Annotated in this window: 20 protein-coding genes and 1 riboswitch; of the genes, 3 read left to right on the forward strand and 17 right to left on the reverse strand. The window is 55.4% G+C overall.

Going from position 1 to position 21567, the window contains the following annotated elements:
* Window positions 1-6 precede the first annotated feature (6 nt).
* The 8 genes from AC3WQH_RS17650 to lepA form a co-directional block, all read right to left on the reverse strand.
* Window positions 7-765 carry a 16S rRNA (uracil(1498)-N(3))-methyltransferase gene (locus AC3WQH_RS17650; RefSeq protein ID WP_005833098.1) on the reverse strand — a complete coding sequence of 253 codons (759 nt, stop codon included), beginning with the start codon at window positions 763-765 and terminating at the stop codon, window positions 7-9.
* Between the two features lie 18 nt (window positions 766-783).
* Entirely contained in the window at window positions 784-1725 is a 942-nt protein-coding gene (prmA, locus tag AC3WQH_RS17655) for a 50S ribosomal protein L11 methyltransferase (protein WP_005833100.1), read from the reverse strand.
* A gap of 71 nt (window positions 1726-1796) precedes the next feature.
* Complete coding sequence (gene dnaJ / locus AC3WQH_RS17660; protein ID WP_005833102.1) at window positions 1797-2930, reverse strand: molecular chaperone DnaJ; 1134 nt, start codon at window positions 2928-2930, stop codon at window positions 1797-1799.
* Between the two features lie 155 nt (window positions 2931-3085).
* A complete protein-coding gene (gene dnaK, locus AC3WQH_RS17665; protein WP_007777552.1) occupies window positions 3086-4915 on the reverse strand; it encodes a molecular chaperone DnaK in 1830 nt (609 codons plus the stop codon).
* Window positions 4916-4966: 51 nt separating this feature from the next.
* Entirely contained in the window at window positions 4967-5509 is a 543-nt protein-coding gene (gene grpE / locus AC3WQH_RS17670; RefSeq protein WP_007777550.1) for a nucleotide exchange factor GrpE, read from the reverse strand.
* 62 nt (window positions 5510-5571) lie between these two features.
* Window positions 5572-6597 (reverse strand): heat-inducible transcriptional repressor HrcA, encoded by a 1026-nt coding sequence (gene hrcA, locus AC3WQH_RS17675; RefSeq protein ID WP_005833107.1) that lies wholly within the window; start codon window positions 6595-6597, stop codon window positions 5572-5574.
* A gap of 194 nt (window positions 6598-6791) precedes the next feature.
* Window positions 6792-7934, reverse strand: a complete 1143-nt coding sequence (gene hemW, locus AC3WQH_RS17680; RefSeq protein ID WP_197186762.1) for a radical SAM family heme chaperone HemW — start codon at window positions 7932-7934, stop codon at window positions 6792-6794.
* Between the two features lie 101 nt (window positions 7935-8035).
* Window positions 8036-9853 carry a translation elongation factor 4 gene (gene lepA, locus AC3WQH_RS17685; protein ID WP_007777542.1) on the reverse strand — a complete coding sequence of 606 codons (1818 nt, stop codon included), beginning with the start codon at window positions 9851-9853 and terminating at the stop codon, window positions 8036-8038.
* Between the two features lie 188 nt (window positions 9854-10041).
* On the opposite strand from lepA, the gene AC3WQH_RS17690 reads away from it, so the two are divergent.
* Window positions 10042-10518: an HIT family protein gene (locus AC3WQH_RS17690; RefSeq protein WP_026558442.1), complete on the forward strand. Its 477-nt coding sequence runs from the start codon at window positions 10042-10044 to the stop codon at window positions 10516-10518.
* Between the two features lie 6 nt (window positions 10519-10524).
* The gene (locus AC3WQH_RS17695) at window positions 10525-11391 is read left to right on the forward strand and encodes a GNAT family N-acetyltransferase (RefSeq protein ID WP_290426311.1); all 867 of its coding nucleotides are present in this window, start codon (window positions 10525-10527) and stop codon (window positions 11389-11391) included.
* 119 nt (window positions 11392-11510) lie between these two features.
* On the opposite strand, the gene AC3WQH_RS17700 is transcribed toward AC3WQH_RS17695, so the two are convergent.
* The 7 genes from AC3WQH_RS17700 to AC3WQH_RS17730 form a co-directional block, all read right to left on the reverse strand.
* Window positions 11511-12494, reverse strand: coding sequence for a hypothetical protein (locus AC3WQH_RS17700; RefSeq protein ID WP_025844880.1), 984 nt, complete (start codon window positions 12492-12494; stop codon window positions 11511-11513).
* A complete protein-coding gene (locus tag AC3WQH_RS17705; RefSeq protein WP_005833118.1) occupies window positions 12464-13012 on the reverse strand; it encodes a sigma-70 family RNA polymerase sigma factor in 549 nt (182 codons plus the stop codon). Before AC3WQH_RS17705 ends, AC3WQH_RS17700 begins: the two co-directional genes overlap by 31 nt.
* A 58-nt stretch (window positions 13013-13070) precedes the next feature.
* On the reverse strand, window positions 13071-14081 hold the full coding sequence (locus AC3WQH_RS17710) for a methyltransferase domain-containing protein (RefSeq protein WP_492332181.1): 1011 nt from the start codon (window positions 14079-14081) through the stop codon (window positions 13071-13073).
* On the reverse strand, window positions 14078-14884 hold the full coding sequence (locus AC3WQH_RS17715) for an ABC transporter ATP-binding protein (RefSeq protein ID WP_492332182.1): 807 nt from the start codon (window positions 14882-14884) through the stop codon (window positions 14078-14080). The genes AC3WQH_RS17710 and AC3WQH_RS17715 overlap by 4 nt, the downstream gene beginning before the upstream one ends.
* On the reverse strand, window positions 14881-15918 hold the full coding sequence (locus AC3WQH_RS17720; RefSeq protein ID WP_005833124.1) for a FecCD family ABC transporter permease: 1038 nt from the start codon (window positions 15916-15918) through the stop codon (window positions 14881-14883). Before AC3WQH_RS17720 ends, AC3WQH_RS17715 begins: the two co-directional genes overlap by 4 nt.
* Window positions 15919-15965: 47 nt before the next feature.
* Complete coding sequence (locus tag AC3WQH_RS17725; RefSeq protein ID WP_005833126.1) at window positions 15966-17000, reverse strand: ABC transporter substrate-binding protein; 1035 nt, start codon at window positions 16998-17000, stop codon at window positions 15966-15968.
* A 290-nt stretch (window positions 17001-17290) separates the two neighbouring features.
* A riboswitch (cobalamin riboswitch) is annotated at window positions 17291-17497 on the reverse strand.
* A gap of 15 nt (window positions 17498-17512) precedes the next feature.
* A complete protein-coding gene (locus tag AC3WQH_RS17730) occupies window positions 17513-18604 on the reverse strand; it encodes a M24 family metallopeptidase (protein WP_492332183.1) in 1092 nt (363 codons plus the stop codon).
* Between the two features lie 125 nt (window positions 18605-18729).
* On the opposite strand from AC3WQH_RS17730, the gene AC3WQH_RS17735 reads away from it, so the two are divergent.
* The gene (locus AC3WQH_RS17735) at window positions 18730-19494 is read left to right on the forward strand and encodes an alpha/beta fold hydrolase (protein ID WP_005833129.1); all 765 of its coding nucleotides are present in this window, start codon (window positions 18730-18732) and stop codon (window positions 19492-19494) included.
* A 57-nt stretch (window positions 19495-19551) separates the two neighbouring features.
* On the opposite strand, the gene AC3WQH_RS17740 is transcribed toward AC3WQH_RS17735, so the two are convergent.
* Entirely contained in the window at window positions 19552-20445 is an 894-nt protein-coding gene (locus AC3WQH_RS17740) for an ABC transporter permease (RefSeq protein ID WP_005833132.1), read from the reverse strand.
* A gap of 17 nt (window positions 20446-20462) precedes the next feature.
* On the reverse strand, window positions 20463-21473 hold the full coding sequence (locus AC3WQH_RS17745) for an ABC transporter permease (protein WP_007777512.1): 1011 nt from the start codon (window positions 21471-21473) through the stop codon (window positions 20463-20465).
* Window positions 21474-21567: the final 94 nt, after the last annotated feature.

Below are 21567 nucleotides of genomic sequence, written 5' to 3' on the forward strand. Positions count from 1 at the left end.
TTGCGCTCATCCTTTGCGATGCGATGAAGCTTTTCGTTCAAACTGGTAGGAAGCGGCGGCGAGCACGTATTGGCTTGCCGTTTCCGTGCGCAAAATGCGGGGGCCAAGCGACACTGTCAAAAATCCTTTGCTCTCCGCCTGGGCTACTTCCTCCGGGGAAAAGCCCCCTTCAGGGCCAATCAGGACGAGCAGGGAATCGCCAGCCGACATCTGCTCCAGCACCTCATGAACGGTTGTACTGCCTTCCTTTTCATAGGCGATGGCCACATGCGTATAGGCTTGCCCTGCCGCAAGCGCCTCGCGAAACGAAACAGGTGCGAGCAGTTCAGGCAAAACGGCCCTGTGCGACTGCTCGGCTGCCTCCTTGACGATTTTGCGCCAGCGCTCCAGCTTTTTCGCTTCTTTTTTGGCGTCCAGTTTGACGATGGTCCGTTCAGAGGAAAACGGAAAAAAGGAGTACGCTCCGAGTTCCGTCCCCTTTTGCAAGATCCACTCCATCTTCTCGCCTTTTGGCATGCCTTGCCCAATGGTAACGCGGATCGGCAGTTCGCGCTCTTCCTGGAGCAGTTCGATCACTTCTGCCTGGACTTCCTTGGCAGACAAACTGACGAGCCTGGCTCGCGCCGATCTGCCCGCTCCGTCCGAGACGAGGATTTCGTCCCCGATCCGCGCTCGCATCACGTTTACGATATGGTGAACATCGTCTCCGATAATCGTTAGCTCATGCTCATGAAAGAGATGTGGCTCGACAAAATATCGTTGCATCTCGCCAACCTCACTATTCTATCGTTTTTTTGCGACAATTGCTACCCAGTCGTCGATGAAAATGGTTTCCACGACTTCAAGCCCGGAAGCGACCAAAGCGGCTTTGACGTCCGCTTCCCGCGCCGCGATAATGCCGGATGCGATGAACGTGCCGCCTGGCTTCAGCACGCGGAATACATCGTCTGTGAAGCGCAAGATGACTTCCGCCAAAATGTTGGCGACGATGACCTCCACCTGCTCCTCGATGCCATCCAGCAAGTTGTTCTGTCTGACGGTGATGTGCTCGCTCACGCCGTTCAGCTCGGTGTTGGCCTGGGCGGAGCGCACCGCCACCTCGTCCAAGTCCATCGCAATCACGTCTTTGGCCCCCAGCTTGATCGCAGCAATGCTCAAAATCGCCGTTCCGGTTCCCACGTCGTACACGCGATCGCCTTTTGTCAAATACTTTTCCAGCGCGCGCAAACAGAGAATCGTCGTCGGATGCGTCCCTGTCCCAAAAGCCATTCCCGGGTCCATCTCGATGATGATTTCTTCCGGGTGGCGCGGCTCATACTCTTCCCAGACAGGCTTGATCGTCATCCGGTCAGAGACGTGCACAGGCTTGTAATACTTTTTCCAGGCGTGGGCCCATTCGTCCTCGTGAACATCGTTTACGGCGATCGACGCCTTGCCGATGTCCAGGCCGTAGTCGGTCAGTTGCGCCAGTTGCTCTTTCAATTCTTCCACGACATCAATCAACTCGCTGCTGTCAACGGGCAAATACGCTTTGACGAATACGCCCTCGGCCGGAAAATCGTCAGGAGAGAGCTGGTAGATTTCGCCAAAGGGGGTATCCCACTCGCGATAGAGCACCTCCGGGTCTTCGATGACGACACCGTTAGCCCCCATTTCATAGAGAAGGCTGGACACCGCCTCCGTAGCCTCCGCTGTTGTATGGATACTGATTTCTGACCATTTCACGAATCTACCACTCCCCACTTTTGCTTTCCTGATGAACTTGTTTAACTGCAAGCGGACAAAACCGCGACCGATTACTCGCCGCGGAATGCCCGTTTCATTTTTTCAAAAAAGCTTTCGTCTTCTCCGCCTGCGCCATGCTGTCCCGGCTTCTCTCCGGACAGTTCAGCCAGCTCGCGCAGAAGCTCCTTTTGCCTGTCGCTGAGCTTTGTCGGCGTGATGACGCGCACTTTGACGTGCTGATCGCCACGGCCGTTGCCGCGCAGGTGCGGCACACCTTTTCCACGCAAGCGGAAGAAGGTTTCTGTCTGTGTTCCCGCCGGGATTTTCAGCTTCACGCGGCCATCCACGGTTGGCACCTCGATCTCGTCGCCGAGCGCCGCCTGTGCGTAAGTGAGCGGCACTTCGCAGTAAATATCGTTGCCTTCGCGCTCGAAAAACTCGTGGCTTTTCACGCGCAGCACGACGTACAAATCACCTGGAGGCCCTCCGTTGGCTCCCGGTTCCCCTTCGCCCGAGACGCGCAATTGCGCTCCGTCATCGACACCTGCCGGGATGTTGAGATGAATTTTGCGGCGTATCTTGACGCGTCCACTGCCTCGGCACGTGGAGCATTTTTCTTTGAAAACTTTTCCTTTGCCTTCGCACGTGGAGCAGACGCGACGGTTGACGATGCGGCCAAACGGCGTGTTCGCTGCCACTTCCTGCTGCCCGGTACCGTGACAAGTTTTGCACGTCTCGACGCCTGTTCCCGGTTTGGCCCCGGAGCCGAGGCACGTATCGCACTCCGCTTCTTTCGGGATTTCCACATCGGTTTCTTTTCCAAAAATCGCGTCGATAAAATCAATGCTCAGGCCGAATTGCAGATCGGCCCCTTTGCGCGGCGCGTTCGGGTTCGCGCGTCTGCCGCCGCCACCGAAGAACATGTCAAAAATGTCTCCGAAGCCGCCCATGCCCGACGTGTCAAACCCTCCGCCGCCAAAGCCCTGATTCGGGTCCTGATGGCCGAAACGATCGTACTGCGCGCGTTTTTGCGGTTCAGACAGGACATCGTAAGCTTCCTTGACTTCCTTGAACTTTTCTTCCGCATCAGCGGCTTTATTTACATCCGGATGGTACTGGCGGGCAAGCTTCCGGTACGCTTTCTTGATTTCTTCCGCGTCCGCGTCCTTGGCTACTCCCAGAACCTCGTAGTAATCGCGTTTCATCTCCTAATATCACTCCCATGACAGTCAACTGTTATCATAGCATGTGACAGACCCGAAAAAAAGTCAAAGTCAGCTTTTGCGTGACTTTGACTTCCATGGGGTCACATCGCGGGGAGCGAGGGGAGAATCGCTCTCCCCTCCCGCTTCCTTCGTGATTACTTTTTCTCGTCTACCACTTCATAGTCAGCATCAACGACATTGTCCTTCTTCGGTTCTTGACCTTCTGCTGCGCCCCCTGCATTTTGCTGCGCTTGTGCAGCCTGCTCATAGAGCTTCACGGAAATTTGTTGGATGATCTCGGACAGTTCGTCTTTTGCAGCTTTGATTTCGTCGATGTTGCCGCCTTCCAGCGCTTTTTTCACTTTGTCCTTGGCAGCGTTCGCGCGGTCGATCTCCGCCTGGTCTACCTTGCCTTCCACTTCTTTCAGCGTCTTCTCGGTAGTGAATACGAGCTGGTCAGCTTCGTTGCGGATTTCGACTTCTTCCTTGCGCTTTCTGTCCGCTTCCGCATTCAGCTCGGCTTCTTTTACCATGCGTTCGATTTCTTCATCAGACAAACCGGAGTTGGACGTGATGGTGATGCGTTGCTCTTTTCCTGTACCCAGGTCTTTTGCACGCACGTTCACGATACCGTTTGCGTCGATATCGAAGGAAACTTCGATTTGCGGAACACCGCGCGGCGCTGGCGGGATATCGGACAGCGTGAAGCGGCCCAGCGATTTGTTGTCGGCAGCCATCTGGCGCTCGCCCTGGAGAACGTGGATTTCTACAGAAGTCTGGTTGTCAGCGGCTGTAGAGAACACTTGGGATTTGCTGGTCGGGATCGTCGTGTTGCGATCGATCAGCTTGGTGAATACGCCACCCAAAGTTTCGATACCGAGGGACAGCGGAGTTACGTCGAGCAGAACGACGTCTTTCACGTCACCAGTCAGTACCCCTGCTTGCACGGCAGCACCCAGCGCTACCACTTCATCCGGGTTCACGCCTTTGTGCGGTTCTTTGCCGATAAACTTCTTGATCGCTTCCTGTACAGCCGGAATGCGTGTAGAACCACCGACAAGGATGACGCGGTCAATATCGCTTGGCGTCAAGCCTGCGTCTTTCAGCGCCTGACGGGTTGGACCCATGGTGCGCTCTACGAGTTCAGCGGACAGTTCTTCGAATTTGGCGCGAGTCAGGTTCATCTCCAAGTGTTTTGGACCTGTCGCATCTGCTGTAATAAACGGCAGCGAGATCGTCGTAGTCAGTACGCCGGACAAGTCTTTTTTCGCTTTTTCCGCCGCGTCTTTCAAACGCTGCATCGCCATGCGGTCTTTGGACAGATCAATGCCGTGTTCTTTTTTGAACTCGCTGACGAGGTAGTTGATAATCACATCGTCGAAGTCGTCTCCACCCAGCTTGTTGTCGCCGGAGGTCGCTTTTACTTCGAAGAAGCCGTCGGACAGTTCCAGAATGGAAACGTCAAACGTACCGCCGCCGAGGTCATATACGAGGACGGTTTGGTCTTCGGTCTTTTCCATACCGTATGCAAGGGCAGCTGCGGTTGGTTCGTTCACGATGCGCAGCACTTCCAGACCGGCGATTTTACCAGCGTCTTTGGTTGCCTGGCGTTGGGCGTCGTTGAAGTACGCAGGCACCGTAATCACCGCCTGCGTCACAGGCTGGCCCAGGTAAGCCTCCGCGTCTGCTTTCAGCTTTTGCAAAATCATCGCAGAGATTTGCTCAGGGGTGTACTGGTTGCCTTCCAATGTTTCCTTGTGGGTAGTACCCATGTGACGCTTGATGGAAATAACGGTGTTGTCAGGGTTGGTGATCGCCTGGCGTTTTGCCGCTTCCCCTACGATGCGCTCGCCGTTTTTGAAAGCGACGACAGAAGGAGTGGTGCGGTTTCCTTCGGCGTTGGCGATGACGACTGGTTCGCCGCCTTCCATTACCGCTACGCAAGAGTTAGTTGTTCCAAGGTCAATACCAATTACGCGACTCATACAATATGTCCTCCTAACACTTTCTCATCGAATGAATGGGTGAAATCAAGCTTACTTGTTCACTTGAACCATCGCCGGACGAACGACGCGGTCCTTGAACATGTATCCTTTTTGCAGTTCGGCCACTACGACGCCCGAATCAAATTCAGGGTTCTGGGTCTGCATGACAGCCTGATGAACGTGCGGGTCAAACGGCTTTCCTTGTGCCTCGATGGCGCTCAAGCCTTCTTTTTCGAAAACTTGCACCATCTGGCGGTACACCATGTTGACTCCTTCCAAAAGCGATTCTACCGTCATGGATTCCTTGTCGGCAGCAAGCGCGCGCTCGAAGTTGTCGAGAACCGGCAGCAGCTCTTCCACGATTTTCAGGGAAGCATACTTGGCCAGATCTTCCTGCTCCTTGCGCACACGGCGTCTCAGGTTATCCATGTCAGCCATGGCGCGCAGCATGCGGTTTTGATGTTCCTCCGCCTGCGCTTTCCACTGGGCTGCTTCCTGCTCCCAGTTCACCTCGGCCGTCTCTTGCTCTCCGGCTGCCTCATTGACTTGCTCTTCTGCGGCAGACGGATCTTGGGTCATTTTTTCTTCGCTCAACGTCGATACCTCCTGGGGGCTCTTTTCCTGATTGGCAAAAAATCAGCGGAGCCGTCCTCCATTTATTTCTCAAACTGCGAAGTCAGCATGCGCGATAAGCCTTCTGCCAAATAATTGAGTACGGAAATGACTTTGCCATATTCCATTCGCGTCGGGCCAAGTATTCCAACCATCCCTGCCGGCTTGCCTCCAAGCGAGTAGGACGTGGTAATAATACTGCATTGCTTGATCGCGTCTAGCTGGTTTTCCTGACCGATACGCACCGTAAGTCCCTCTCCCGGCATCCCGATCAAGTGCAAAAGCTGATCGTTTTGCTCCAGAAGCTCCAGAATGTCCTTGACCTTATCTACGTCGCGGAATTCCGGCTGGTTCATGATCTTGGTCGCACCGCGTAAGTAAACGCGCTCCTCTTCGTGTGTCAGCGACTTGTCGAGAATCTTCAGCATTTCCTCGTACTGCTCCGCATAGCGGCGCATCTCGCCCGATATTTCCTGATAGACGCGCTGTCTCAACTGCCACAGCGGCACATCGGTCAATTTGGCATTCAACAGGTTGACGAGGCGCTCGATTTCGCTTACGCCAATGCCTTCGGGAAGATCGATCAGCTTGTTCTCCACACGCCCGGTATGCGTAACGACAATCGCAACCGCCTGTGTCTCGTTCAGAGGAACGATTTGAATATGTTTTAACCGATGCTCAAAAATCTCCGGCCCCAGGACAATTGCCGTGTAATTGGTCAACTGGGAAAGAATTTGAGCCGTGTACTCTACCACCTGTTCGGAATGGAGAATACGCTCGGCAAACAACTGTTTCAGTTTGCCCAATTCGGCCTCGCTCAAGTCCTGCGGCTGAATCAGATTGTCGACGTAAAAACGGTATCCTTTTGTAGAAGGAACTCGCCCTGCCGACGTGTGGGGCTGCTCCAAGTACCCCAGCTCTTCCAAGTCGGACATCTCGTTGCGAATGGTCGCCGAAGAAAACCCGATGTCCTCCCGTTTGGAAATCGTCCGGGAACCAACCGGTTCGGCAGAATGAATGTAATTATCGACAATCGCGTTCAAAATCAATTGTTGACGGTCAGATAACATGGATGTCGCTCGCCTCCCCGTTGAGCATGAAAAGAAAGATGTTGTCGCTCACTGTTTCGGAGCGTTTGTTAGCACTCATACTTAACGAGTGCTAAATCTATTTACTAAGGTATCAATAGTAGAAGGATTTGTCAACGGACTTGAGCGAGATACACGGTCAAAATCTCACATATTTCGCCAGCAATGCCCTGATTTTAGCGCAAAAAACGCGCGAATACCTCATTTCCGAGTGGAAGTCCCTGTTTGGTCAGCTTCAGACAGCCGTCTTGCTCTTCCAGCATGCCTTTGGCAATCTCTTCTTCTATTATCGTCCCGAAAACGTCATGTGCAGACACGCCAAATCGCGAGGCGAACCCGGCCAGGTCGACCCCTTCCCGCAAGCGCAGCCCCAAAATCATCTGCTCCTCCATCGCATCTTCCTTCGGCACCGCAAACTGCTCGACGCGCGGCAAGCCTTCCTTGCATTTTTGCATGTAGATCGTAAGCGGCCCGGCGTTGACATGTCTTTGCCCGCACACGTAGCCGTGGGCACCCGCCCCCAACCCATAGTATTCACGATTGAGCCAATAGGTTTTATTATGTTTACTCGCAAAGCCCGGCTTCGCGAAATTGCTGATTTCGTACTGCGGATAGCCGTGGCGCTCCATCTCCTCGATCAGCACCATGTACATCGCAAGCTCCGTCTCTTCCGACGGGAGCGGCAACTGGTCTTTTTGATAGAGCGTGTGGAAAAGCGTATTTTCCTCGACCTTCAGGCTGTACGCGGAAAAGTGTGTCGTCCCCAGCTCGAAAGCCTTGTGCAGCGTCTCGCGAAAAATTTCCATCGTCTGGTCCGGCAGGCCGAACATCAAGTCAATGCTCACGTTTGCAAACCCGACTTGCTTCGCGTTCTCGATGCTACGGTACACGTCGTCCCGGTCGTGAATCCGCCCCAGCCGCTTCAACAGGGCATTGTCAAACGACTGCACGCCGAAGCTGAGCCGATTGACGCCAAGCTCGTGCATGATCCGCAGCTTTTCCACGTCGGTCGTCCCCGGATTGGCTTCCATCGTAAATTCGATGTCGTCCGTCCAGTATGCGCCGAGGTGAGTCTGGACGGTCTGCAAAAACTTTCGCATCTGGGCGTGGTCGAGAAACGTAGGCGTGCCTCCGCCGACGAAGATCGTCTTGACCTCCTGGACTGGCTGCTCGCGAAACGTCAGCTCCATCTCCTTGCCCAAGGCGTCCAGGTAGTCCCAGACCAGTTGCGGGTTGTTCGTCACAAACGAGTTGAAATCGCAGTAATAGCATTTATTTGTGCAAAAGGGAATGTGGATGTACACCGATTGCGGCATCATGACGCTTCCCCTCCTTCGTGTTTGAAATACAGGTGAAAAACCCGGTCGCGCCAGGCTGCGCGCTTGTCGACGAATGGAAAAGACCTGACACAAGGTCAGGCCTACTTCTTATCATCCATGCGCAATACAGCCATAAACGCTTCTTGCGGCACCTCGACGGAGCCGACGGACTTCATGCGCTTCTTTCCTTCTTTTTGCTTTTCGAGCAGCTTGCGTTTCCGCGAAATGTCCCCGCCGTAGCACTTGGCGAGAACGTTTTTGCGCAGGGCGCTGATCGTTTCGCGAGCCACGACCTTGTGCCCGATGGCCGCCTGAATCGGCACCTCGAACTGCTGACGCGGAATCAGCTCCTTGAGCTTTTCGCAAATGACTTTTCCGCGGGCATATGCCGTGTCCTTGTGCACGATAAACGACAAGGCGTCGACCATTTCGCCGTTCAGGAGGATATCCATCTTCACCAGCTTGGACGGCTTGTAGCCTGCCAGTTCGTAGTCAAAAGAGGCGTATCCGCGCGTACCCGACTTCAACATGTCGAAGAAGTCGTAGACGATCTCGGAAAGCGGCATGTCGTATTTGAGCTGCACGCGGTTTTCCCCCATGTACTGCATGTCGAGGAACTCCCCGCGCTTGCCCTGGCAAAGCTGCATGACGTCGCCCACGTACTCTTTTGGCACCATGATGGTGGAGAGCACGTACGGCTCCTCGATCATTTCGATCTTTTGCGCTTCCGGCATTTTCGACGGGTTGTCGATCTCGAACACTTCCCCGTTTGTCCGGGTAATGCGGTAAATAACGCTCGGAGCCGTCGTAATCAGGTTGATGTTGAACTCGCGCTCGATGCGCTCCTGGATGATCTCCATGTGCAAAAGTCCCAGGAAGCCGCAACGGAAGCCAAAGCCAAGCGCTTGCGACGTCTCCGGCTCGAATTGCAGCGACGCGTCGTTGAGCTGCAGCTTTTCCAATGCTTCGCGCAGGTCGTTGTACTCGTTCGTCTCGATCGGGTACAGGCCGCAGAATACCATCGGGTTGATCTTGCGGTAGCCTGGCAGCGGCTCGGCAGCAGGACGGGCCGCATCGGTAATCGTATCCCCGACGCGCGTGTCGCCAACGGTTTTGATCGAAGCAGCCACGTAGCCTACGTCGCCGACAGTCAGCTCTTCCACTTGCGTCTGGCGCGGCGTCGAGGTACCGATTTCCGTCACCTCGAACGACTTGCCGGTCGCCATCATTTTGATTTTCATGCCTTTTCTAAGCGTACCGTTGATGACGCGGATCGAAGCGATAACCCCTCTGTACGCGTCAAAATACGAGTCGAAAATCAGTGCCTGCAGCGGCGCGTCCGGATCTCCCTCTGGAGCCGGCACCTTTTGCACGACCGCTTCCAGCACTTCCTTGATCCCGATGCCTGCTTTGGCAGAGGTGAGCACCGCTTCGCTGGCATCCAGCCCGATGACGTCCTCTACCTCTTGCTTCACGCGCTCAGGCTCCGCGCTTGGCAGGTCGATCTTGTTGATGACCGGAATGATCTCCAGATTGCTGTCCAGCGCCAAATAGACGTTGGCAAGCGTCTGGGCTTCGATCCCCTGAGCGGCGTCCACGACGAGAATCGCTCCTTCACAGGCAGCCAGGCTGCGGGAAACCTCGTACGTAAAGTCTACGTGTCCAGGTGTGTCGATCAGGTGGAGAATGTATTCCTCTCCGTCCTCTGCTTTATAGTTCAAACGCACGGCATTCAGCTTGATTGTAATCCCGCGCTCTTTTTCCAGCTCCATCGTATCCAGAAACTGGGCTTCCATCTCACGTGCAGTCAACGCTCCGGTCAGTTCCAAAATCCGGTCTGCCAGCGTCGACTTTCCATGGTCAATGTGGGCGATGATGGAAAAATTTCGAATCCTTTTTTGTCTTTCACGGCGATCCATGTGCTGTTCGTTCCCTCCCACGCGAATCCATTCAAACGTACAGATTGCGCCTCGAAAAAATACACTAACGGTAATTATAACAAACGCTTGATATAAAGAGCAACCAAAGAGAATACGGCGCTTGTCACGTTTTTGCTCGTCACCAAAACTTTCTTTTTATGATAAAGTGATGGAAAAAGGAGATTGGCATGCAAAAGCAACGCGTGTATTCGGAGCAAATCGACTGTCTGGGCTGCCGTTTGGCCCTTTCTCTGGTGCCCGCCCACGTCGTCTATGAAAACGAGTGGGTGACGTGTCTGCTCGATATCGAGCCTTTTTCGGAGGGACACACGCTGATTCTCCCCAAGCAGCACCTCGTCGAATGGACAGATTTGGATGCGCGCACGATGCAAAACGTTACGGAAGCGGCGACTCTCCTCTCCCGTGTCTTGCGCCGTGTGTATAAGCCTGACGGGATTACGCTCTGTCAAAACGGCGGAGCTTTCAACGAGCTGACCCATTTTCACCTGCATGTCATTCCTCGCTTCCACGGCGACGGCTTCGCCTGGAGCGAGCCGCAGCACGAGCACGGAGCCGCGGCTCGCCTGCCGCAGACACGCAAGCTTCTGGCCGATGCGCTACAAGCGAGAAGCGACAAAGAGCAACTACAACGAAACGGAGACTGATCCAACGTGAAAAGCACGACCCACCGCCTGCACAGCTTGTCTGTCGCAGACATTCCCGATCTGATGGCGCTGTCCGACTCAGTGGGCTGGGACTATGACGAAGCGGAAATCCGCACGATTTTGTCTATCGGCAAAGTATTCGGGCACAAGGATGACGGCGACCGGGTCGTCTCGTCTGCGGCGATCATCGCCTATGAAGACAGACTTGCTACGGTCGGCATGGTGATCGTGCATGAATCGTGCCGCGGCCGCGGATACGGGCGCGACCTGATGCAAGCCTGTCTGGCTGCGGTGCCGGGCGATACGACCATCATGCTCATCGCTACAGCCGACGGGGAGCCGCTCTACAAAAGCCTCGGCTTTGCCACCGTCGAGCGCATCCACAAGTTTGTGCGCCCGGGCGGCAAGCTCGCAGCACCGCCGCTCCCTCCAACAGCGACGCATCAGATCGTCCCGATGAGCGAAGCGGACTTCGCAAGCGTCGCCTTGCTGGACCAGCAGGCACTCGGCAGCCGCCGCGAGCATTTTCTGCAAGCACGCATGCGGCAAGCAGCAACCTGTCTGGTAGCGAAAACCGAATCCGGCACGACCGTCGGCTACGGCTTTGCCATCCAAGGGCCAGTCAACCTGATCGCCGGGCCGATTGTCGCGCAGGATGCCGACATGGCGATCCAGTTGCTGGGCAAGCTCACGGAAAACCATCCGGGCCAGGTGCGCATCGACGTACCGGATGGACAGCCTGCCTTCCTTGCTTTTTTGGAGCAAAACGGCTTCCAAAAGGCGTCCCACCCGCCTGTCATGGTCGCGAATGCAGATCGCTTGCCGCCCCGGGCCGGCACGTACTTCGCCATCGGCGCGCAAATATACGGCTGAGTGCTGTGGGCAAGCACATGCCTCGCCAATTGCCTTGCAGCAACGAACAACCGGACCTTTTCCTCGTGACGGGAAAAGTCCGGTTGTTTTTTTGAGAACGCCACGCCGACAGCCGTGCGTCACTCGCGATAGCGAATTTGCTCGAGCACGTTTGGCGGAAACAGCTTTTGCAGGCTGCTATTGTAGCGGCTCCCGTCTTCTGGCATCTGCATGTCTTGCACGCGGTACGTTTGTCCGTCGTAAGCGAGATAAAAGACCATCGGAGCGCTGACGCCGGAGGAATGCGCCGGATTTTTGCTCAATACTTTCACCCAGGCGTACACGACCCTGCGCTCTGCATTCGGGGCCTCCACTCCCAACAGCTCCAGACTGACCTCTCTGTCATTCGGCAGCCAGCCCAGCTTGGTTTCTTCCGTCTCCAAATAGCTGCGGACGATCGGCTCGACCAGTTCGCGGTTCGCGGGGGAAATGCCTTTTTTCACCTCGACGAACACATGTCCGAGCTGCTTGCCTTGGGACAGCACCTGCAGCTTCCAGACACCCGGATCGGGCAATGCGATGCCGGATGGAAAATGCCCGGACGCATCGTGCAGCGGCCCCATCACCTGATAGCTGCCCAGCTCGATGCGCTTGCCCGCACTGCTGTAAGCGACAAGCTCCACCCGAGACAACTCGCTTGCGTTCAACAGCCAGATGAAGCGCTGTGTCTGTCCTTCGTACAGGCCGTCGGGATCGGTCATCGCCCGGACAGGCTTTTCCCCTACATAGGAAAAAGATTGCTGCTCGTACGTAGCCGAAATGAGCGGCATCGGCTTCCACAAATCCGGCGCGAGCAGTTGGCCGCCCGGCAGCAGCTCTGGCACGGGCGGTTGGGGATGGGCGGCATGCTCGGCTGGCTGTGGCAGCGGCAAAGCCGTCCAGATGAGAAAGCCCAGGACGAGGACAGTCGCTGGCATGGCGAGCCTTTTCCAGCCGCTCCTTCTCGCTTCCCGGCTTATCCGCGTTCTTACCTGATCCTTCATCGCTTCGGTAAAGCGGACGTCGCGAAAAGCGGTTTGATCGGCCCTGTCCTTCAAATTTGCGAGCCATCTGTTCTCGTCCATTCCCACTCACTCCCTTCCGCCAGACTCTGCTTCAGCCGTTGTCTCGCCCTGTGCAACCGGGTTCTGACTGTTCCCTCTGACACTGCGAGCACAGAGGCGACCTCGCTGATCGTCAAATCGGCATAGTAGTGCAGGACGATGACCTGGCGATACAGCGGAGGAAGCTGCAGCACTTCCGTCACAAGCTGATCCCGCTCTGCCTGGTCGAGCACGAGATGCTCCGTGGACAGCTCGCCGTCTTGCCTGATCCACGAGCGAGGCAGGATATTCCGAAACGACCAGGAGCGCAAATGGCCTTTGCATTCGTTGACCGCAATCCGGTACAGCCACGTATGAACCGTGCTCTCCCCGCGAAACCGGGGCAGATGCCGATACACTTTGACAAACACTTCTTGAGTTATATCTTCAGCCAGACTGTGATCCTTGACCAGAAAAGTGACCAGCCGAAGGACCCGCGTCCCGTACTCTTGCATGATCTGTTCGAATGCAGCGTCTGCCGTAGGCTGCAACGTATCCAAGGGCGCGACCTCCTTCACGCAAATCCTTTACTGGTTAGATGCAGCCGCGTAGATTTTGTTACAGGGAAGGGGCGGAATTTTTTTTGGCAATGATCGTCCAGCGCGTCGCCGCCCCCGGAGCGCCCGGTAGTTCGGCAAACGGATAGCCGCCGTGCTGCCAGCGATCCAGCTCGTACTCTTCCGTTTGCTCTGGCGGCTGGCTGCGGTGGCAAACGACGTTTTCCCTGCTTTGCACGACGTTGTAGCCCGAAGATTCCAGGAGCAACTCCAGCTCTCCCGGCAACAGCAGCGCCAGCTCGCGCTCCACTCGGTAGCGCGGCTGCTCCACCTGCTCCACAAACGTCTCATAGGTCAGCGTATAGCGGAACTTTTGCTCGGCAATGAGCGTTTCTCCCTCGACTTTTTGGTACACCATCCGGTCCGGGAACACAAACTTGCGCTGCATGAGCGACCATTTGCGGTTCACAGGCGGCAGGAGCAAGTCAATCGCCACTGTTCCGCCTTCTGTCAAATGCCGGGCAACGACCGAAAGCAACTGCCGCTGTTCCTCTCTACAGGTCGCCTGCTGAAAAATGCCTTCGGGCAGCAGCACATGGGTAAAGCGGGAAGCAAGCTGCAACTCCTGTACATTTTGCTCGATCAGCTCAAGCAGTTCCTCGTTGTCCTTGAGCATGCGCCGCTTCTTTTTCGTCGCGATTTCCAGCATGTCAGGGCTATGGTCCACGCCGCAGACGGACAAGCCGCAGCACGCCAGCTCAATGGCAATGCGCCCTGTGCCTACGCCAAGCTCGAGCACGGACACCGGGGCTTGCTCTGCTTCTTGCAGCAGCCAGTCGCGGTAAAAAGCGATGCCCGCTTTTCCGGCAAACTGGTCGTAATAGGTGGCTTCCAATCCCGCGAATTTGGCTTCCGGGAGGCGCACATGCCGCCCTTCCCCTTGCATCCCACAGGTCGTACAGACCGAGCCTGCCAAATGCAAAAAAGGCACCCCTGGTGGGACGCCGTTTTTTGTATCGCCTAGCCATTCGTCGTAGCAGAACTTGCATACTTGGCAACTGTACACACTCATAATGCTTTGACCTCCTGTCGCGATTGCTGGACGCGGACCGCTTCCGAAAAGAAATAAACGTGTTTTTTCCCCGTGATCGGATGGGTGACCACCTCTGTCTCTACCCCGAAAACGTCGCGAATCAACCCGGGTTCAAACACTTCCTCCGACGTGCCGGAAGCAACCAGCTCCCCGTCGCGAATGACGTACAGCCGATCGCAGTACATGGCGGCGATATTCAGATCATGCAGCGAGGAAAACACGGTAATCCCGAGCGTCTTGACCAGATCCATCACCTGTAGCTGGTACCGGACGTCCAGATGGTTGGTCGGCTCGTCCAATACGAGAAACTCGGCTTGCTGGACCAGCGCTCTTGCAATCAATACGCGTTGCTTTTCTCCGCCAGACAAGGAAAAAAAACTGCGCGAGGCGTACGCCTGCATGCCGACCCGCTCCAGCGCCTCTTCACAGATGCGGCTGTCCGCCGGGGTATCGGTTTGAAACAGCCTTTTATGGGGTGAGCGCCCCATCATGACGATTTCCATGACGGTAAAGTCAAACTCGATCGACGACTCCTGGCGCACGACCGCCATGCGCTGCGCATTTTGCCGGGCGGTAAGCTGGTACACGTCAGCCCCGTCCAGGGAAATAAATCCGCTGCGCGGCTCGAGCGCCCGATAAATGCTTTTGAGCAGGGTGGACTTTCCGCTGCCATTCGGCCCGATCAGCCCCACAAATTCACCGGAGCGAACCGTCAGGCTAACATCGCGCAAAATCGTTTTTTTCTCCAGCTCGACCGAAATGTTCTCCACATGCAGATTCATCGCCCGCTACCTCCGAAAGAATATGAGCTGCGCATCATCAACCAAATAAAGAACGGACCGCCGCACAGCGCCGTGATAATCCCGATCGGCAGCTCTTCCGGCGCAAACGCAAGCCGGGCGATCACGTCCGCCCAGATCAGGAAAATGGCCCCGAACAAGGCGCTGACAGGCAGGACGCGACGATGGTCCGAGCCGACGATGACGCGAACGATATGCGGCATCATCAAGCCGACAAAGCCGATAGACCCGCTGATCGAGACGATGACGCCCGTCAAAAGCGCGGTAATGACCAGCAGCAGCTTGCGAAATTGCACCGTATTGACGCCAAGCGTCCCCGCCGCTTCTTCGCCCATCAGCATCGCATTGAGCGAACGGTATTGCGTCAACAGGACAAGCAGACAGATGACGACGATCAGCGTCGGGATGGTCAAATACTCCCACTTCCCTCCGGCCAGACTACCGCTCATCCAGAACAGGACAGAGCGGATGCCGTGCTCGTTGGGCGCGGAAAAAATAATCAGGCTGGTGATCGCAGACAGGATGGCGGAAATCGCGATGCCGGCCATGAGCAGACGCACCGTCGAGTTTTGCCCGCCGATGCGGGACAAGGTAAAAATAAGCAGGATCGAGACGAGCGATCCGGTGAAAGCACCGAAAGAAAGCGCGAATTGTCCGTACATGCTGAATGCTCCGAACAAAATGACCAGCGTCGCTCCGGCCGATGCGCCCGAGGAGACTCCCAATATGTACGGATCTGCGAGGGAGTTGCGAACCAGAGACTGGATCGCCACCCCCACAACAGACAGGCCGGCCCCGACGACAGCCCCCAGCAGGACGCGGGGAAACCGAATGTCCCAGATAATGGTCTGTTCTCCTTTTGACCAATCCACTTCCACCCATTGATTGACCAGCGGGAGATTCGCCAAGGCAATTTTCCATACCGTCGCTGGTTTGATTTCCACCGAGCCGAGTGTCACCGCAAACGTAATCGAGACGACAAGCCCGATTAGCAGGGCAACGATGATGAAGGGCATCTTGATCTTGTGCAGGGCCGTTCCCTCCTTGTCTAAGCAGCCGTTTCTTATTTGAATGTATCCGGGTGCAGACCTTCCGCGAGAATTTTCAGCGCGATCGGTGCGCGTACCCCTTCGGACGCTGCGGACAATGGCAGCACGACCAGACGTTTGTTCTGGATCGCTGGCACGTCAGCCAGTTCCTTTTTGGACAACAGGAAGTTTTGTTTTTGCTCGATCGTCTTGTCGCCGTAGTCGACCACGACGATGACGTCTGGCTTGCGGTTCACGACTTCTTCCCAGCTTACGGTCGCCCAGCCTTTTTGAATGTCGTCGAACACGTTTTTGCCGCCTGCCGCTTTAATCAGAGAAGTCATGTAGTTGTTGGCAGCGGTCAGCGGCTGGTCTTCTCCGCTGTCGTACACGAACACGTTCAGCGGCTTGTCCACCGTGCCGATTTTGCTCACGGTTTGCTCGATTTCCGCTTTCATTTTGCCAATCAGTTCGTTCGCCTTGTCTTCTACGCGGAAAATGCGGCCGATGTTTTGGATATCCGCGAAAACGTCGTCAATGGTCGGGCCTGGCTTGTTCGAAGACTCTTGCAGGTACGATTTGATTCCCGCCTTTTCCAAGTCCTCCATCGAGCCTACGCCTTTGTCGCCAAATGCGCTTTTCCAGCCTGCGTAGACGAAGTCAGGGTTTGCGGCCAAAAGCACTTCTTTGGTCGGATACTTGTCAGACAGGACTGGTACCTTGTCGTAGTCGGCTTTCAGCTCAGGCAAAATGTGATCGTCCAGGTACGCGGTTCCGACCATTTTGTCAGCCAGCCCCAGCGCGAGCATGACTTCGGTTACGTGCTGATTCATTGTCACAGCGCGTTTTGGCGCTTCCGGGTACGTCATCTCGATCCCGTTGGTCACAATCGTGACGGGCTTGTTGTCAGCAGCAGGCTGGGCCGTTTGCTCCGAGCCAGCATTCGCCACCGTGGATTCGGTCGTAGCAGGTGCTGCCGAGCTGCATGCGGACAAAAGCAGCATAATCGCTGCCAGCGCTGCCATCCAGAAACCGTGGAAGGCTTTTTTTCTCTTACGGATTGAACTCATCTGGTAACCCCTCTTCTTTTGTTGTTGGCATGATGAAAATGAAGTGTTATGTAAATCGTAATGATTACGAATTACACCTTTACTATACAGAGAGCCTGTTTGTTTGGCAACACAGGAAATGCATCACCCCTTTCACAGCCTCGACCGCCACGGCGATGTTCATAGAAAAAAGCACCCCCCTGTTTCCAATCGGGAGGTGCTTGACATACGTAGACATGCCTATAGATTCGGCGTTGCCAATGACGCCTGTTCCTAGTCTGCTTCCACATCTGTCCCATCCTCGTGGGTCGATTGTAAATCATCTCATGGCAGGTCTCCTGGCTTACGAATCATCATCCCCAGCGCCCTTCCCATTTTTCGTCGCGCGAAAAACAGTGGCTTTTTTGCTGGACACTCCTCGTTACAGTGGCGGGACCGCGCCGGATTTTCACCGGACTTCCCTATTAAGCTGGCGGAACCAAACGATTCCGGGCAGCACCATCAGATTCATATAAAATTGTGAGTTTGAAGCCTTATCCGATCACCGTCAGTTTTTTCGGGAACTTGCTCAACACTTCTACGCCTGTTTCGGTTACGAGCACATCGTCCTCGATGCGCACGCCGCCTGCTCCCGGCAAGTACACCCCTGGTTCAATGGTGAACACCATGCCTGGGCGCAGCGTTTCCTGATTTTGCCCATGCACGGACGGATATTCGTGCACATCCATGCCGAGGCCGTGCCCCAGACGGTGAATGAAGTAATCGCCGTAGCCTTTTGCGGCAATGACGTCGCGAGCGGTCTGGTCGAGATGGGCAAAAGTCACCCCTGGACGAACTTCGGCAATCGCCGCCTCGTTCGCTGCCAGCACCGTTTCGTAAATATCGCGCAGTTGCTCGCTGATCTGGCCGACAGCAAACGTACGGGTAATATCGGAAACGTAGCCGTCCGCTGCTACCCCGATGTCAAACAGGAGCAAATCGCCTTCCTGCACTTTGCGCGAACCAGGCGTTCCGTGCGGCAATGCCGATTTTTCCCCCGCCAAAACCATCGTGGAAAAAGACGGGCCGTCCGCTCCCAGACGCTTCATCTGGTATTCCAGCTCCGCGACGATTTCCATTTCGGTCTGGCCGATTTTGAATGTTTTCAACGTCCCGCCGAGTGTATCTTCAATCAGTTGGACAGCCTTTTGCAAACGAGCCACTTCGTCTGCCGATTTAATCAGGCGCATTTCGCGCAGCGGCTCTTCCACATCCGCGTAGCTCTCTGCACAGATGACTTGTCCCAGCGCCTCGTAACGCTCTACGGTCATGTGGCTTTTTTCGATGCCCAGCTTCTTCAGGTTCGCTGGCAACACTTGCTTGAGAAGCTCGTAAGGATTCTCAATATCCGTATGCGTGTGAATCGTCTGAACAGTCGAAGCCGCTGCTGCCGCTTCGCGGTCAAGGGCGGGAACGATCAGGGATGGCTCGCCCTGGGCTGGAATAACCAGACCCATAAAGCGTTCATGCGGATCGGTAAAAAAGCCGGTCAAATAGTAAACGTGCTTGGGAGAGGTGATGACTACCGCGTCGAGCTCTTGTTTGGTCAAAAATTCGTGCAGTTTCGAAATGCGCTCCAAATACACCTGCGTCACCTTCGCTTTCGACAAGATTCTTCCTCGAGAATACCATTTCCCTGTCCAAAAAAGAAGAGCGGAACGGAAAATTCTCTCTTGAAACGGACACCATATGCTAGGGGTGAATAACCAACATGGAACCAACCATCGTACAACTGGACAGCCACCGCATCGCCTGCCACCTGTCAGGGCGCGGCACGCCACTCGTGTGCATTCACGCCCCGTGCATCGGCTCTGTCAACTTCGACTATCAAGAGCCGCTTGCGGATGTTTGCCAACTCGTCGTGCCAGACCTCCCGGGGCATGGCGACAGCTCCCCGCTGGCTGGACCTACGACCATGCGCGAGCTTGCCAGCGTGATTCACGGGCTTTGCCAGTCGCTCGGACTTGAGCGTCCGTTGCTTTTGGGGTACTCGCAGGGGGCTTCGCTCGTCCTCGAATACTGCCTCCGCTTTCCCGAAAACGTGCGCGGCGCCATCCTCGTCAGCGCCTTTTCCGAAGTAACCGACTTTTCGTTGCACAGCCGTTTTCTGCTCGCCCAATCGCTGTCCTGCCTGCACGCCGCTCCGCTGATTGCCAGGTCGATCGCCGCCTCTCATCTCGACGATCCGCTTGCTCGCTCCCGCTGGATTGAGCATGGCAGCCAAACAGATGCAGCGAGCCTCCGCCACCTGTACGCCGCAGGGCACCGCTACAATTGCACGGATCAGTTGAGCCAGCTCAAGCTGCCGATGCTGCTCGTCTATGGCGCAGACGATGCGAACATGTTGCCGTATGCCAGGCTACTGGAAAAAAAGCTTCCGCAAGCGGAACTGGTGATGGTGCCGTCGGTCAAGCACCAGGTCGTCACGCGCGCCGCAGCAACGTTCAACCAACTATGCCGCCAATGGCTGAACTGAACAAAAAAAGAGGCGAAAAGGACTGCCTGCGTCCCTTTACGCCCCTTTTGCTGCGTATCAGTTTTTCATCCGCGGGTCAAGCGCATCCCGCAATCCGTCCCCGATCAGGTTGAAGCCGAGAACCGTCAGCATGATCGACAAGCCCGGGAAAATGACTGTCCACGGCGCCTTCTGGATGTACTGGCGAGAATCGGAAAGCATTTTCCCCCACTCCGGCTCCGGCGGTTGGGCACCAAGCCCGAGGAAGCCGAGCGCTGCCGCTTCGATAATCGCTGTCGCAATCCCCATCGTCCCCGTCACGATGATCGGCGCCAGGCTGTTCGGCAAAATGTGCTGCATGAGAATGCGCGAGTCTTTCATCCCGATTGCGCGGGCCGCCATGACGAACTCCTCTTCCTTCAGGCTCAACACGCGTGAGCGCACCAGACGCCCAAAGGTCGGAATGTTGATGATGGCAATGGCCAGTAGCGCATTTTGCAAGGATGGCCCCAGAATGGCGACAATCGCAATCGCCAGAAGAATGCTTGGAAACGCCAGCATGATGTCAAAAACGCGAGAGATGACGGTATCAATCCATCTGCCGTAAAAGCCCGCCAAGAGGCCCAAAATCGTGCCTGCCACGACGGAGCCGATGACCGAGAAGGTCCCGACCCACAAGGAAATGCGCGCACCGTAAACGACGCGGCTAAACACATCCCGCCCGTTGTAATCTGTTCCAAACCAATGCTCTTCGGACGGCGGCTTGTTTTTCATCACCAGCTCCCCCTCGTCATACGGGTACGGAGCAATCACTGGCGCAAAGACGGCAACTGCCACGAAAAACAGAATGATCGCCAGCCCCACCATCGCGAGCTTGTTTTTCCGCAAGGCTCTCCAAGCTTCCCGCCAAGGAGAGACAACTTCTTCCTCTTTTACTCTCAGGGATACCGTCTGTACTTGTGTCTCTGCCATGTCTCTTCGTCCCTCCCCTAGCGGTATTTAATGCGCGGATCGATATAGGCATACAGAAGGTCGACCAGGAGATTAATCAAGACGAAAATCGTAGCGATCACCAAAATGCCGGACTGGATCACCGGATAGTCGCGGTTGCCGATCGCTGTGAAAATGTAGCGGCCGACTCCTGGCCAGCCAAAAATCGTTTCGGTCAGCACCGCTCCGCCCAAAAGCAAGCCCGTTTGCAGACCGATCACCGTCAGCACGGGAATCATCGCGTTTTTCAGCGCGTGCTTGTACACGACCCAGAACTGCGCCAAGCCTTTTGCCCGAGCGGTCCGCACGTAATCGGCACGCATGACTTCCAGCATGCTCGAACGGGTAATCCGGGCGATAATCGCCATCGGAATCGTCCCCAAAGCCACGCCAGGCAGGATCAAATGCTTGATGACCTCCCACAACTGATCCCACTGTCCAGCCAAAATCGTGTCCAGTATATAGAACTGCGTAATGGCCTCTACAGGATTACGCGAATTGTCGCGACCAACGGATGGCAGCCATTTCAGTTCTTGCGCAAAGAACCACTGCTCCATCAACCCTAGCCAAAAAATTGGCATCGAAACACCGATCAAGGCGATCAGCATCGCACAGTAGTCAAACCAGGAGTTTTGCTTCCACGCAGACAAAATCCCTGCGTTCACTCCGATAATGACAGCGAAAAGCATGCTGACAATCGTCAGCTCGGTGGTGGCGGCCAAATACGGGCCGATTTCTTGCGTGATGCTTGCCCCGGAATGCAGGGAAACGCCCAAGTCGCCGGTAATAATCTGCTTCAAGTAGTCAAAATATTGAATGTACCACGGATTGTTCAAGCCTAAAACTTCCCGTAAATCTTCAATCGCTTTCGGACTTGCTTTCTCTCCCAATATGGTCAGAGCCGGATCACCTGGGATGGCACGAATGATGGAAAATACGACGATGGACATGCCCAGTAGAACGGGGATGAGCATAAGAATTCTTCGGATGCTGTAGGATAGCAATGCCATCTCCTCGCTTTCCTTACGACGGATTGTCAAGCCAAGTGCGACACTGCCTCCATGAATGATTCGTAGGCGGTCTTCCAACCCAAACACTTTCTTG

It is taken from the genome of Brevibacillus sp. FW301-21C12A (assembly GCF_058788915.1).

Excerpts from the sequence above, each read along its gene's own strand:
- AC3WQH_RS17650 (WP_005833098.1), bottom strand. The coding sequence starts at position 765 with ATGCAACGATATTTTGTCGAGCCACATCTCTTTCATGAGCATGAGCTA.
- dnaJ (WP_005833102.1), bottom strand. The coding sequence starts at position 2,930 with ATGAAACGCGATTACTACGAGGTTCTGGGAGTAGCCAAGGACGCGGAC.
- dnaK (WP_007777552.1), bottom strand. The coding sequence starts at position 4,915 with ATGAGTCGCGTAATTGGTATTGACCTTGGAACAACTAACTCTTGCGTA.
- hrcA (WP_005833107.1), bottom strand. The coding sequence starts at position 6,597 with ATGTTATCTGACCGTCAACAATTGATTTTGAACGCGATTGTCGATAAT.
- hemW (WP_197186762.1), bottom strand. The coding sequence starts at position 7,934 with ATGATGCCGCAATCGGTGTACATCCACATTCCCTTTTGCACAAATAAA.
- lepA (WP_007777542.1), bottom strand. The coding sequence starts at position 9,853 with ATGGATCGCCGTGAAAGACAAAAAAGGATTCGAAATTTTTCCATCATC.
- AC3WQH_RS17690 (WP_026558442.1), top strand. The coding sequence starts at position 10,042 with ATGCAAAAGCAACGCGTGTATTCGGAGCAAATCGACTGTCTGGGCTGC.
- AC3WQH_RS17700 (WP_025844880.1), bottom strand. The coding sequence starts at position 12,494 with ATGGACGAGAACAGATGGCTCGCAAATTTGAAGGACAGGGCCGATCAA.
- AC3WQH_RS17710 (WP_492332181.1), bottom strand. The coding sequence starts at position 14,081 with ATGAGTGTGTACAGTTGCCAAGTATGCAAGTTCTGCTACGACGAATGG.
- AC3WQH_RS17715 (WP_492332182.1), bottom strand. The coding sequence starts at position 14,884 with ATGAATCTGCATGTGGAGAACATTTCGGTCGAGCTGGAGAAAAAAACG.
- AC3WQH_RS17720 (WP_005833124.1), bottom strand. The coding sequence starts at position 15,918 with ATGCCCTTCATCATCGTTGCCCTGCTAATCGGGCTTGTCGTCTCGATT.
- AC3WQH_RS17725 (WP_005833126.1), bottom strand. The coding sequence starts at position 17,000 with ATGAGTTCAATCCGTAAGAGAAAAAAAGCCTTCCACGGTTTCTGGATG.
- AC3WQH_RS17735 (WP_005833129.1), top strand. The coding sequence starts at position 18,730 with ATGGAACCAACCATCGTACAACTGGACAGCCACCGCATCGCCTGCCAC.
- AC3WQH_RS17740 (WP_005833132.1), bottom strand. The coding sequence starts at position 20,445 with ATGGCAGAGACACAAGTACAGACGGTATCCCTGAGAGTAAAAGAGGAA.
- AC3WQH_RS17745 (WP_007777512.1), bottom strand. The coding sequence starts at position 21,473 with ATGGCATTGCTATCCTACAGCATCCGAAGAATTCTTATGCTCATCCCC.